Annotated in this window: 16 protein-coding genes; 3 read left to right on the forward strand and 13 right to left on the reverse strand. The window is 34.7% G+C overall.

All coding sequences use genetic code 11. The features are described from left to right. Positions 1 to 13 precede the first annotated feature (13 nt). Positions 14 to 1,024, reverse strand: a complete 1,011-nt coding sequence (ccpA, locus tag ACSYSF_RS05400) for a catabolite control protein A (RefSeq protein ID WP_489866965.1) — start codon at positions 1,022 to 1,024, stop codon at positions 14 to 16. A 265-nt stretch (positions 1,025 to 1,289) separates the two neighbouring features. On the opposite strand from ccpA, the gene ACSYSF_RS05405 reads away from it, so the two are divergent. Continuing rightward, positions 1,290 to 2,390: a M24 family metallopeptidase gene (locus ACSYSF_RS05405; protein WP_489866966.1), complete on the forward strand. Its 1,101-nt coding sequence runs from the start codon at positions 1,290 to 1,292 to the stop codon at positions 2,388 to 2,390. 67 nt (positions 2,391 to 2,457) lie between these two features. Here ACSYSF_RS05405 and ACSYSF_RS05410 read toward each other — a convergent pair whose 3' ends face one another. The 12 genes from ACSYSF_RS05410 to ACSYSF_RS05465 all read right to left on the reverse strand — a co-directional run bounded on the left by ACSYSF_RS05410 (position 2,458) and on the right by ACSYSF_RS05465 (position 12,119). Continuing rightward, positions 2,458 to 2,979, reverse strand: coding sequence for a hypothetical protein (locus ACSYSF_RS05410; protein WP_489866967.1), 522 nt, complete (start codon positions 2,977 to 2,979; stop codon positions 2,458 to 2,460). A gap of 24 nt (positions 2,980 to 3,003) precedes the next feature. Continuing rightward, positions 3,004 to 3,399, reverse strand: a complete 396-nt coding sequence (locus tag ACSYSF_RS05415) for a DUF948 domain-containing protein (protein ID WP_489866968.1) — start codon at positions 3,397 to 3,399, stop codon at positions 3,004 to 3,006. A 119-nt stretch (positions 3,400 to 3,518) separates the two neighbouring features. Continuing rightward, positions 3,519 to 5,336, reverse strand: a complete 1,818-nt coding sequence (pepF, locus tag ACSYSF_RS05420) for an oligoendopeptidase F (protein ID WP_489866969.1) — start codon at positions 5,334 to 5,336, stop codon at positions 3,519 to 3,521. Positions 5,337 to 5,418: 82 nt separating this feature from the next. Then, a complete protein-coding gene (locus ACSYSF_RS05425) occupies positions 5,419 to 6,447 on the reverse strand; it encodes a competence protein CoiA (protein WP_489866970.1) in 1,029 nt (342 codons plus the stop codon). A gap of 128 nt (positions 6,448 to 6,575) precedes the next feature. Continuing rightward, positions 6,576 to 7,340 (reverse strand): adaptor protein MecA, encoded by a 765-nt coding sequence (locus tag ACSYSF_RS05430; RefSeq protein ID WP_489866971.1) that lies wholly within the window; start codon positions 7,338 to 7,340, stop codon positions 6,576 to 6,578. 171 nt (positions 7,341 to 7,511) lie between these two features. Next, complete coding sequence (spx, locus tag ACSYSF_RS05435) at positions 7,512 to 7,910, reverse strand: transcriptional regulator Spx (protein ID WP_489866972.1); 399 nt, start codon at positions 7,908 to 7,910, stop codon at positions 7,512 to 7,514. Between the two features lie 152 nt (positions 7,911 to 8,062). Then, complete coding sequence (locus ACSYSF_RS05440) at positions 8,063 to 9,076, reverse strand: toxic anion resistance protein (RefSeq protein ID WP_489866973.1); 1,014 nt, start codon at positions 9,074 to 9,076, stop codon at positions 8,063 to 8,065. Positions 9,077 to 9,151: 75 nt separating this feature from the next. After that, on the reverse strand, positions 9,152 to 9,613 hold the full coding sequence (locus tag ACSYSF_RS05445) for a phosphate-starvation-inducible PsiE family protein (RefSeq protein WP_489866974.1): 462 nt from the start codon (positions 9,611 to 9,613) through the stop codon (positions 9,152 to 9,154). Positions 9,614 to 9,778: 165 nt separating this feature from the next. Then, positions 9,779 to 10,285, reverse strand: coding sequence for a hypothetical protein (locus tag ACSYSF_RS05450; protein ID WP_489866975.1), 507 nt, complete (start codon positions 10,283 to 10,285; stop codon positions 9,779 to 9,781). 65 nt (positions 10,286 to 10,350) lie between these two features. After that, positions 10,351 to 11,079: a CPBP family intramembrane glutamic endopeptidase gene (locus ACSYSF_RS05455; RefSeq protein ID WP_489866976.1), complete on the reverse strand. Its 729-nt coding sequence runs from the start codon at positions 11,077 to 11,079 to the stop codon at positions 10,351 to 10,353. Next, a complete protein-coding gene (locus tag ACSYSF_RS05460) occupies positions 11,066 to 11,278 on the reverse strand; it encodes a hypothetical protein (RefSeq protein ID WP_489866977.1) in 213 nt (70 codons plus the stop codon). Before ACSYSF_RS05460 ends, ACSYSF_RS05455 begins: the two co-directional genes overlap by 14 nt. A gap of 4 nt (positions 11,279 to 11,282) precedes the next feature. Continuing rightward, positions 11,283 to 12,119: a Cof-type HAD-IIB family hydrolase gene (locus tag ACSYSF_RS05465; protein ID WP_489866978.1), complete on the reverse strand. Its 837-nt coding sequence runs from the start codon at positions 12,117 to 12,119 to the stop codon at positions 11,283 to 11,285. Between the two features lie 180 nt (positions 12,120 to 12,299). Between ACSYSF_RS05465 and mscL the strand changes: the two genes are divergently transcribed. Beyond that, positions 12,300 to 12,689 (forward strand): large conductance mechanosensitive channel protein MscL, encoded by a 390-nt coding sequence (gene mscL / locus ACSYSF_RS05470; RefSeq protein WP_489866979.1) that lies wholly within the window; start codon positions 12,300 to 12,302, stop codon positions 12,687 to 12,689. Between the two features lie 209 nt (positions 12,690 to 12,898). Next, a complete protein-coding gene (locus ACSYSF_RS05475; protein WP_489866980.1) occupies positions 12,899 to 13,534 on the forward strand; it encodes a deoxynucleoside kinase in 636 nt (211 codons plus the stop codon). Positions 13,535 to 13,549: the final 15 nt, after the last annotated feature.

The raw sequence follows: 13,549 nt of genomic DNA on the forward strand, positions 1-13,549 counted from the left end.
ACAAAAAATCTAATTAATTTAATTCCTTTGTTGAACCGCGGTCAACATAACCGTGTGGCAAAATAATATTATTCATCGCAAGGTCTTCGCGATTCATTAATTTTGTTAACATACGCATTGCAACCGCACCAATATCATAAATTGGTTGTGTAACAGATGATAATTGTGGTCGTGTAATTAAAGTAACCTTTGAATCATTACTTGTAATAATTTCAAAGTCATCTGGCACCTTAACCCCAATATCAGTTAAGCCATTAATTAACCCAGCTGCCATTTCATCATTAGCTACCACTGCTGCTGTTGCGGCTGAATCTTTGATTGTATTAGCCAATTGGTAACCTGATTGATAACCATAATCACCCTGGAAAGTCAATTGTTCATTATATGAAATTTCAGCAGCTGCCAAAGCATCTTGATAACCAGGCAAACGTTGTTCTTTATTCATATAATGATCTAAATCACCCGTCACAAAGGCAATATTTTGATGACCACCCTTAATTAAACGAGCCGTTGCATCATTCATCGCTGAACGATACTCAATATTAACTGAAGGTTGTTCTGAATATTCATCAAGTAAGCCGGCCAATACAACTGGTACATCAGCCTTTTTAAATTCTTCTCGGATAGCATCATTAATGATATTACCCATAAAGATAATCCCATCAACTTGCTTGCCCAACAAGTTCTCCATTACTTGAACTTCTTTTACATTTGATTCATCAGAATTTGCCAAAATGATTTGATAGTGATACATTGCCGCAATATCATCAATACCACGTGCTAACTCAGCAAAATAATGATTAGTAACATCTGGAATCACAACACCAATCGTTGTTGTCCGGCGTGATGCTAAACCACGGGCAACTGCATTTGGGCGATATCCCAAACGTTCAATCACTGCATTAACCTTTTCTTTTGTTTCAGATTTAACATTTGCATTACCATTTACAACACGTGATACAGTGGCCATAGACACCTTGGCTTCACGAGCGACATCATAAATTGTTACTGTTTGTTTATCCATTACTATTCTCCTACAAATACAAATATTTACTTAAGTTCTTAATTGGTTAAAACGATTTTTAAATCTATTTTATTAAATTTATGAACTCACGTGCTCAAATGAAACCGTTTACACTGTGATTGTAACATGTTTTCATAATTTGTTTCATCATTTAATAATAATTTCACACAATGACTAATTGTAACATATCTTTTCTTCATTGATAGGCAATTTTTAAAAATGAGCGTACAATTGACCATATAATTATTTAAAGGAGAATTTTTTAATGACTGATAAACTTTCATCAATCCAAAGTTGGCTTGAAGAACAACAACTAGATGTCGCTTACTTCTCAGACTTTCATTCAATTGATTATTTAACTGGATTTAGTTCTGATCCAATCGAACGTGTTTTAGCTTTATTTGTGTTCCCACAAGATGAACCATTCATCTTTGCACCAGCACTTGAAGTTGAAGCTGTTAAGAGCACTGGTTGGCAACACCCTGTTTATGGTTACCAAGATCAAGAAAATCCTTGGGAATTAATTAGCAAGCATTTGCATGAACACACAACGCACACAGAAAAGTGGGCTGTCGAAAAGGATCAATTAACACTTAACCGTGCTTCATTTATTCAAACTGCTGTTCCTGAGGCAAAGTTCATTGGTAATCTATCACCATTAATGACAGAAATGCATCTTATTAAAACACCTGATGAAATTGTTAAACTACACAAGGCTGGTGATGATGCTGATCGTGCTTTTGAATTTGCCTTTAATGCTTTGCAAGAAGGCGTTTCTGAACTTCAAGTAATGGCAAAACTAGAATATGATCTTAAGTCATCTGGTGTTGCTGGTATGTCATTTGAGACCCTAGTACAATTCGGTGCTCATGCTGCTGAACCACATGGAGATACTAGCAACAATACCCTAAAGTCAGGTGACCTAGCACTATTTGATTTAGGAACCATTTATGATGGTTACGTATCTGATGCCACTCGTACAGTTGCTTTCCAATGTGTTAGCGATCATCAACGTGATGTTTACAACGTTGTATTAGAAGCCCAATTAACTGCGCAAAACGCAGCTAAGCCTGGTATGACTGCTGGTGAATTAGATGGTATTGCACGTGATGTCATTGCCAAGGCTGGTTATGGTGAATACTTTGTTCACCGTTTGGGTCACGGTATGGGTTCATCTGTTCACGAATCTATCCAAATTGCACAAGGTAATGAACTTGTACTGCAACCTGGTATGTCATTCTCAATTGAACCCGGTATCTATATCCCTGGTGATTTAGGTATTCGTATTGAAGATTCTGTTATCATGACAGAAAATGGTGTTGATCCTTACACACATTCATCAAAGGATCTTCGTATAATTGACTAAAATATAAGATTTTACAATAAAAGCACTAGCTCATATTTTGAGCTAGTGCTTTTTAGTTTAATTAACTTTACTTTTCTTCAGTGTCAGATAATCCCTTTGCCCCAGTCTCTGATAAACCAAGGTTTGGATCTAATACTTCAGGTTCAACTTTTTCTTCAGTTAATTCTTCAAAAGATTCTGAATCAACAGCATCATCAGTTGGTGATAATACAATATCTTCTTCCTCTTCTGGTTCACTATGTAAGTTGCTTACTTTTTCTTGAGCAGATGAAATTAAATCATCGGCCTTACCACGCAACTCAGCTGACTTATCTTCAGCAGAAGCCTTTAAATCAGCTACCTTTGAATCAAAGGCATAACTTTTATCTGATACAAAGTCATCGGCCTTATCACGTACAGAAGCCACTGCATCAGTAGCAGCATAGCCATAATCAACAGCCTTATCACGTACATTTGCAACTGTTTCATTAACCTTAGCCTTTAAATCAGCTTGTTGTTCTACTGTTAACATTTTATAGTAGCCATATCCTGCTGCTGCTACGATACCACCAAAGATCGTTCCTGCTAAAAATCCCTTTGTTTTTGACATAATCTGATCCTCCTATTATATTAACTATTCTGATTTTTTAGCTGCTTTTTTATTCTTATGGTTCTTGCGTGCAGTATTAGCAGCAAAAACAGCTGATGCAACCTTAGACGTATTAGAATGGCCTGAATTCTTTACCTTACTTGCTAAATTACTTGTTGCTGTATTTAACTCAGATACTGATGTTCCCAAATCAGCAATTGCTTGGAAAGCTGGGTCAATCGTTGATACCTTACCATTCACATCCGTTAACAACGTATCAGCGTTAGCTAAAATATCATTAGCGCTGCGAGCGATAACATCAACATCCTTGGTAATCACACCCAACGTTTGCGTCAACTTGACTAAGAATAATCCAATAAATAGAACTAATAATAATACAGCTACTGCTAATATTATTAGAGCAATTTGTCCACCTGACATATCTTCCCTCCTTGTTTATAAATTTCATTTTACATTTTTATTGCGCCACTGGCAATTACCATATGCTAATAATTCAGTAAATTTGATTTTATACAATATACAATAAACCTTGAAAATATTTATTTATCCAATGATAATTCATTGACCAATTCTTCAAATTCATCTAACCGTTGCTCAAATACTTTAAACGTCTCTTGCAAATAAGTTGGCTTAGTCATATCCACACCGGCCTTCTTCATGACATCAATCGGAAAGGCTGAAGCACCTGCCTTTAGGTAATCCTTATAAGCATCCACAGCAGCCTCACCACCGTGAAGAATTTTATCTGCTAATGCCGTTGCTGCCGCAAATCCAGTACTATATTGGAATACATAATAATTATAGTAGAAGTGCGGAATGCGTTCCCATTCATGCGCAATTTCTTCATCAAATGTTAGTGCGGGACCATAATAACGCTTATTTAGTTCACCATAGGCTTCATTCAACAAATCAGCCGTTAATGGTGTCCCTGCAGCATCCGTTTCGTGCATCCATTGCTCAAACTCAGCAAATTGTGTTTGTCGGAACAAAGTTCCTTTAACACCATCCAAATATTGATTTAGGATATAGGCTTTTAACTTTTTGTCATCAACCGTACGCAATAGATAATCAGTCAATAGATTTTCATTAGTTGTTGATGCAATTTCAGCCAAGAAAATTGGATAGTCTCCATATTGATAAGGTTGATTCTTACGAGTTAAATATGAATGTACTGAATGTCCCATCTCGTGAACCAATGTACTCAAATTATTTAGGTTATCAACCCAATTTAGCAGAATATAAGGGTTAGTGTCATAAGCACCACCTGAGTATGCCCCTGAACGCTTTCCTTTATTTTCAATGACATCAATCCAACGATTATCAAAAGCTTTTTGCACAATTTCAAGGTAGTCTTCACCCAAAGGTGCTAGTGCTTTTAACGCTTCTGCCTGAGCACTTGGGTAATCAATGTCATAATCAGGTTCACCTAGAATTGGCGTATATAAATCATAAGAATGTAATTCTGATAGCCCAAGAAGACGCTTACGTAATGCCATATAACGATGCAACAAAGGCAAGGCATTATTTACTTCTGTAACCAGTGTATCATAAACAATTTCTGGCACATTATTAGCAGCCAAAGCAGCTTGACGAGCTGAATCATAATGATGCACATTTGCTAAATAATTATGACCTTTAACATGACTACCAATTAATGATGCAAAAGTATTATCCAAGGCCATATATGATGCATAAAAAGTTTTAAAAGCATTTCGACGTACTTCAGGATTAACTGATTCTAACAATCGTGAATATACACCATCTGACAGTGTTTCTAACTCACCATCATCATTTTCAACAGCATCAAAAGTGATATCAGCGTTATCTAACATACCAAAAGTCCGTTCAGAAGCACCGAAAACATCCCCAGCTGCTGCCAAAAGCTTTTCTTGGTCTTCAGATAAAACATGACCTCTTTGTGTCAAAATATCTTCAAAGTAATGAGTGTATTCTTTTAAGCGTGGTTCTTCATCAAAATAAGCTGATAATTGCTCTTCAGAAAGTGACAATACTGCTGGATCAAAGAATGCAATTGCAGCTGATACTTTTGCAGCTAGTGACTCAGCTTTATTAATCAATCCTTGATAAAAACCATTTGCAGTATCTTGATCAGACTTCATTGATGCATAAACATATAATGTTTCCAAATCACGCATAAGGCCTAGACCATATTGCAAAGCATTATATAGTTCCTTACCTGAATTAATCACAGTTTCTGCAAAAAAATCAGCACTTGTTAATCTTTCGGTCAATTCATCGTATGCGCTTTGCCATTCATCATCACTTGCAAAGATTTTTGATAAATCCCATGTAGCTGATTCTGGTAAATCTTCACGCAAAGGTAATTCTTTTGCCATAATTTTTCCTCATTTCAGTCTAATATATGGTTCATTTTAACATACTTCTCCCACTTCTTCAGACGAAATCAAAAGATAAAAGTCATACTTGTTTGTATTTTTTAGGTAAGTTAGCCAATTTTTCTTGATAAGTCGAAAACCACACCAAAGGCTTAGTTAAACTAACAACATCCGCTGATAAGGTTATAACCTGTGCTTGCTTCAAATCCATTAATAAATAATACAACCACAATTTTTGCACCACTTTTAATGAAAGACTACCAAATTGTTGCCAGTCATTATTTGAGAAAAGCGTCATTATTTCATTAAAAGTACAATCTTTATCCTCTAACGCAAGTAAAATATGACTAATTATTTGCCATTGTGGTATTTTCAAACCGCCAGGTAATGGATAAACAGGATGACATATCCACGGAATTCCGACTACAATGCGGTTTATTGGATATAATTTATTTTGTAATTCCCGAACGGCTGGATTAGCCTGTAAGACCTTTTGTTGAAGTTTTAATAATTGCTGTGGTTGGTTATTAATATACCGCCGCTCCATAACATGCGTTTTACCATCCATTTGCCACCAAGTTTGCCAAATAAGCCCGCCAGTTATTGGCCAAAAAGCAATCTGTAACTGCCTTTTATATATTGTTGCAAACTTAGCATAAGTTCTTGCTTGGATTTTCTTCTTACGATACGTATCTCCTAGAATCCAAATGACTTTTAAGTCCAACTGTTGATAACCATACGTACGTTCTTTTATTTTTTGTGTTGTGATTGGGGCACATTGAAACTCAACCACAAGCCATTTTGAGCCTTTCCTAACCATTAAGTCTGGTCGTTGTTTAATCTTAGCAAGCCATGGTTCTAACAAAACCTCATCATAATGAGACGATAAAAATGTGAACAAATCTAACTTTCCTTGTAGATGCATGGTCGTCTCTCCCTCAGTCGCTACTGAACATGCAGCGCCTTTTGTGTGTGCAAAATGCGGTAAATTAATTTGTCCTTTTTTTAAGCACACATCACTTGCACATCCTGGACAATAATACTGACCATTAGATAAAGCCTGATCAGCTCGGATTAACTCTCCGCTATTTTTTACTTTAGCAATAAACATTGTCCTACCTCTCTATCTAATAAAGACGGCATATCTCAAAGTTTGTCCACAAAAAATATCCTTTAATGATTGCGACTTCATAATTGCCCAATCGTTAAAGGATATCTTATTTGTTTATTTAATTTTAACTAACCAAAATAGCTAACAACATTCTTAATTGCATCATTCTTAAAAATAACCTGACCATGTTCAACAAGAACATCAGCAGATATGTCAGAAATCTGTGCAAATTCTTGACTCATAGCTGTTACATCTGCCATTGTATATTGATACTCAAGATATTGGCCATCAATATGCACAATATAGTAAAACTTTTCTTGATACTTTATTAACGTTGTATCAACAATGAATTCTTGTTTTTGCATATTCAACGAAAATTGAATAACATTTTCAAAATCATCAAATTGCAAAACCAATTCTCTATCTAACTGTGGTGCAGAAACTGATTGTGTCATATCAACTTCTTGATTAGCTTCGCTCACTTCTTTTTCATTATTAGGTTTATTTACCGATGGTTTTGGTGCTTCGTGCGTTTCTGAACTATCATCATCTAACAATGCATCAAGTACATCATCAGAAACATCGTCATTTGAGTCAGTAACATCACGTTTACCGAGAACTGAATTAAGCATTCCTTCCATCACTGATTTATCATCAATATTTTTAGAAATAAATAACTCTAACCCATTTCGATTAGGCAAAACTTGGAACGTTACTGCTTCATTATTTTCAAAATCACCTTCAATATCAATTTCTTCTAAAATACTATAAAAGAACTCTTCGATCTTATCTTGGTTGCCCAGCAAATCAACAATTGAGATATCCCGCTCTGCTAAATCATCATTTGTTACCACAACGCGAATTGTATCATCATTTATTCGTTCCATCTCCATAATGGGCACCCCTTTCTTCCCAATAAAATTCTAATAATATGGGAGTTTTCCTTCTAAAACATTATAGCAAACTCTATGCGCTTTTAGTCGATTACATCAGAAAAAAGTTGATGTAAAACGACACATCAACTTTACTATAAATTATTATCATATATCATAAAACACGATTCACTACAAATCAACCATTGCAGTGACACGCGCTAACTCTGCCTGGCGCATCTCATGAGGTAAGAAGCGACGAATTTCGTCTTCATTATAACCAACTTGCATACGCTTTTCATCTATAATCAATGGACGCTTTAACAGCGCTGGTTCTTCATGTAATAGATCAATCAAATAACTTAATGACATGTCATCAAGTTTAACATTCAGTTTTGTAAACAATTTTGAGCGTGTTGAGATAATCTCTTCCGTACCGTCCTCAGTCATACGTAAAATATTTTTGATTTCATTTCGTGTTAACGGCTCTTTAAAAATGTTTCGCTCTTCATATGAAATACCATTTTCTTTCAGCCATGCACGTGCTTTTCGGCATGAGGTACAACTAGGTGATGTATATAACGTTACCATAATGGCCTCCTCTCGGCACTACAATGATTCAACTATTCCTTTATATGATACATTATAACTTTATCAACCCTAACATGTAACCCTTTTTTGTCAAATTTTTGTAATAAATTAAAAAAATCTCATTAATTAGCGTTAAATTACTGAAAATACTGTTATTTATCCCCTACACCCGCTTCAATCAACAATTGTTCCAATTGCCCAATCAAACTATACATTTGCTTTTCTGTTTGCAGCTGTGTGTTATTTTCGGAACGTTGCGTGCTAATGGCTGTTGCAACCACTTCACTTAAGTGTTGCTGCATTTTTTGTAACTGCATAATTGCATCTATTTCTTCATCAAGAATAGCTTGGCGTTTATGACCACGACGACTATTTTTTTGCTTAAACAGCGTTAATGTTAATACAAATTGATTTTCAAAAGATATTAATATCGTATAAACATTGATATTGATCTCATTAATTAACAATTGATTACTCTCATAAAATGCCTTTATGTAGTCAGCTTGTTGCGACACAATTTGATTAGTGTCATCTAAATTTGCCAGCCGATTATTAAGTAACTGTTGAAAGTGCTGCAGTTCTTTTATTTTCGCGTCATCCTCTGAAATATCTGCATCTTTAAATGCATTGGGTAATTCTCTTTTTTCAATATCACGCATCTTCATAGCAATACCAGCTTGATACATACTGAACTCTCGCTGGAATTGATCGTTTTTATGATAGATGCTATCTAATAACTCATTATCATCGATAAGTTGCTTTTGATAAAATTGTAATTTTTGACTGATTTCGGCAATATCTATACTAATTTCTTGATATGTCTGAATGATATTTTCTTGAATAGTTTGGTCCTTTTTCAAAATTTTGGTAAAGAAAGGCGTTTTACCAGGAATTAATTCATTCGCATCAATTTTTTGCAAAACTAGTTGCAATAAGATTAACACATCATTTATTTTAGTCCACGTATCATGTTCTTGATTTTGGTTTGAAATACGTTGATAAAATTGTAAAACTCGTGCTTGCGTTTCAGTAGCGTATCCATTAACTGCTTCTTTTTCGTCTGCATCTAAAGTATGGGCTAATGCCAGTGCCTTCACACGTTCTTTTGAGGACAAATTTTTATAATTTTCTTTTGCAATTTGACCTTGTAAAACTTGTTTATGCATAACCTTTTCTACTCCCCACACCTACATATGAATATACCTTTATCTAACAACATTTACCAACTGATGACTGAATATTTATTTTTTATGAGTATTCGGGTGCTCTTCAGCAAAAATATATTCAGCGCGTTCTTCTTGATGCTCCAAATCAGCCAAGTGCCGACGTGACCAGCGATATAAAATTAGAACCAAAATCATTATACCAATCGCAATTGATTGGATTAAAATGCCGATTGTATCATCATGATAGACTAATAGATTACGTAACATTGCTGTAATTCCAATATACATAAAATTTTGTAATGAAATATGATTTTGCAAAAAATACTCTTTCGTTAATACCACAAACTCAAAAAACAAAAATGTTTCTAAAACTAATTGTGTCACTTCATAAAAATTATCTGAAAAATTAGATTGCCAAAGCATTTCAACTAACAACCAGACATCCCTTAAAAAGAAACCAAACATAATGATACCTAAAAGTAGCATACCAAGACCCAAAATGACATTGTACACCCTTTCAAGATATTTATATTCCATAGAATAACCCCCAATATTTGTTATCTTTATAATAGCAAAGGCAATTAATTAGTGCTACTACAATCAAAAGTAAGCATCATGCATTGTACTATTATGGCTTAAAATAAAAGCTCTAAATAGTCTCTACCAAGACCTTTAGAGCTCCATGTATTATCAATTCACTACCTAAACACTTTGTTTTGAGAAAGCGGCAAAGCTTAGTTGCTTCTTTCTAAAATTATATTGGCTACTTTCATAACGATGATAAGGGAAATCAGAAGATGATTCCCAATCTGTCCAATTCTTTTTAACTTGCCAGGTTGATAAAATAGAAATTTCATGGGCATTATCAGTTCGTTGTAAAATGTATGAACTGATAAAACCTGGCGTCTCTAAATCAAACGTGTCTGAATTGTAACGAAGAATAAAATTATCTCGTTCCATATCATTAAGCGTAATTGTCGTAAAATTCATCCAACCACGTAATTCTTCGGTAGCGCCGTGACTTGAAATGATTTCATAGCTAACTGGCATAGCGAAGATCGATTTTTTATCCGTTGTCTTCTCCAACAATTCATATCGTTGCCGATCAGCATCATCCTGCATTAAGAGTAATTCACGCTGTAAATTCTCATTCTTAAGATTCTGTAAAACTGCTCGTGATCCAAATGTTTCATGTAAATACTCTGTCATACTAAAATCTCCCTATTTTGTGCGACGTGCGACGTAAACCAATACCAAAACATTGACGAACCTAACTAACTACCTAAAGCAATACTAATTAAACCAAGTGCGGCAATGCCGTTATTTAACATATGCAAAGCCATTGAATATTGAATCTGCTTTGTTTTTTTGTAGACAATTGCTAAAGCAACTCCCATTAAAGAATATTGTAACAGGGCAAACCATTGGAAATCCTGAAAAACATGGAAAAATCCAAATAAAATTCCAGAAATAACAACATTTAACCACCATGGACCATCCTTGAAAAAATAATTAAGAACAATCCCACGGAAAATTAACTCTTCAACTAATGGTGCAATGAATACTGCCAAAACGACTACAAAAACTAACGCTGAGCCCCCACGACCCGCCATTTCTTCTAATGCGACTTGATTACTAGCTGTCGTTGTTTGACTAGAAAATATTTTTTGCAAGATGACGGTAATCATGCCTGCACCCAATATCATCATGTACCCATAACCGATCCAAAGCAATTTATCTGCTCGAAATGGATGTAAACCTGTTTTAGGAGATTGTTTTCGAACTGCATAAAGCAAAATTTTAACACTAATATATGTCAAAATAAATGCCACAACCACCATCGTAATGGTACCTAACGGATTATTGCGATCGACATATAGCCACTTTGTAACACCTACTTTACTATAGGTACTGCCTAATTGAATAACAAAATCTAAAATAATACCCACAATTAACCAGATTACACCCATGATCATGATGCCGATATTTTCAATCTTCTTCATCTTTATCTTTATCCTCCTTCTTCTTAGGTTGCAAGGCTAAAGACAAAACAGTCATAAATCCGGTTCCTAAAATAAATAGCAAAACTAAACCGCCACCTGTTAACCAAAGTGACCACTTAGCTACCTTAGCGAACCAGAAAAAACAAATAAATATAATTGTTAAAATTAAACTTGCGCCAATTTGAATTACGAATCGCATTTAATTACTTACCTGCCAATACGTATTGATTGAGCACCTCAGCAATAGCACCTTCATTATTCGTACGCTTTGTTACCACATCAGCAACATTTTTAACAGCTGTAATACCATTTGCCACACTAATCGCTAATCCAGCAGCCTCTAGCATCTTTAAATCATTGTTGTTATCACCAATGGCCATAATTTCATCTTTGGTAATACCCAATTTTTGACCCAATAATAACGAGGCTGTACCTTTATCAACACCTTTGCGATTAAATTCAACATATCGATCAGACGAATAAGTTGCCTCAACGCTATCAACACCAACTTTGGCAATTACGGCATCGTGGATTTCTTGACGTACCTGTGCATCCTGATGTTCAAAAATAACCTTCATGATTGGCTGTTCGTCATCTAAAAATGATAAATCGTCACTTGTTAGTGCTTCATATTCAACACCACGAGTCGCCAAATAAAGTTTATCAGTATCGCTAACATTATAAATAAACAATTTATCAACTGTATAGACATGGACATCCACTAAATCATTAATCAAACCTGCTACAAATATTTCTTTTGCTAAAGGCAATGGCATCTCCTGTGTTGCAATAAGCTTATTATCTTTATTTTCAACAATAGCTGACCCATTATATGAGATAACATATTGGTCAGCATGATTAAATAATTCCAATTTCTTTAGCATATTTTGTACAGATTCAAATGAACGGCCAGTATTCGGAACAAATTTAAATCCTTGCGCAACTGCACTTTTTACTGCTGCGACATTTTCTTCATGAATTGAGCCATCATCATTTAGAAACGTTTCATCCAAATCTGATACTAACATTTTGTATGTCATTGGCTTTCCCCTTTATTTATTCTTATTGTGTATATTTTAACAGAAATATTTGCTTAACTAATAATTATATTTGTAATAGCATACTAGTTTAAGAATTTTTAGTATTTGATTGATATTTTTTGACTTCATCAATAACATATGTCACTATTGGAAGAAGTTTAATAAAGGAGATAGTTTTTTATGCGTGGTTTTGTTAATGAGTTCCGTGATTTTATTATGCGCGGTAACGTAATGGACTTAGCAGTCGCTTTCATTATGGGGGCTGCCTTCCAAGGTGTTGTTCAAGCAGTTGTTGATGATTTAATCATGCCATTGATTGGTATTATTACCGGTTCAATTTCATTTTCAAATATTGTTTGGCATGTTGGATCAGCCAATATTAAAGTCGGTTCATTCATCGGTACATTGGTTACTTTCCTATTGACTAGTTTAGCTGTTTTCTTGATGATTAAGGGAATTCGTAAAGCCCAATCTTTGACTAAGAAAGATGACGAAGAAGAAGAAATCCCAGAAACCGAATTAGAAGTTTTGCAAGAAATTCGCGATGCCTTAGCTGATAAAAAAGATTAGCATTGCACACTAATAGAAATTTTATTTTTTAAAAAAATGCCCTTAACAGTAGTGCTGTAGCTGTAAGGGTGTTTTTTTAATTTTGTCAAGACGTTGAATTTATTAATTATATTGGCTAATATAGTTATCAGCTGGTAAGCTCACTCATGTACTTTATAAGTTGAGTATTTAGAGAAAATAAATATAATCCTGAAGGAAGAAGGACTACCATGGTGATTATCACAGCTGGTATGATCGGTGTTGGGAAAACAACACTAACTGATTTGATTGCAAAACATCTTAACACGCAGGCTTTTTTTGAACCCGTTGGTGAAAACCCCGTGTTGCCTCTATATTATGCGAACCCAAAACAATATGGATTCCTATTACAAATTTACTTTTTAAACAAGCGTTTTGCGATGATAAAGAAGGCTTTATCAGACGATAACAACGTTTTGGACCGTTCAATCTACGAAGATGCTCTATTTACACAAGAGAATCACCGTGAAGGTAATATTTCTGATGCTGAGTTAAAAGTTTATATGACGCTATTGGATAATATGATGACGGAAATTCAAACGATGAAAAAGGGACGTCCTGATTTAATGGTTTATGCCTACGCTGATTTTGATACGATTTTGTATCGTATCAAGAAGCGTGGTCGTGATTATGAACAATTCGAAGACAATGATGAATTACGTCAATACTATTTCAAAATGTGGTCAGCATATCAAAAATGGTATGAAGACTATGATGCATCCCCTAAGATGAAGATTGATCTTCAAAAATATGATTTGGAAGATGAAGAGAGTCGACGAATTGTCTTAGAACAAATCGATGATCGTTTAGCAACATTATCTAAATAATAATTATTCACTAAA

This window comes from Weissella sp. ESL1139 (assembly GCF_058506735.1).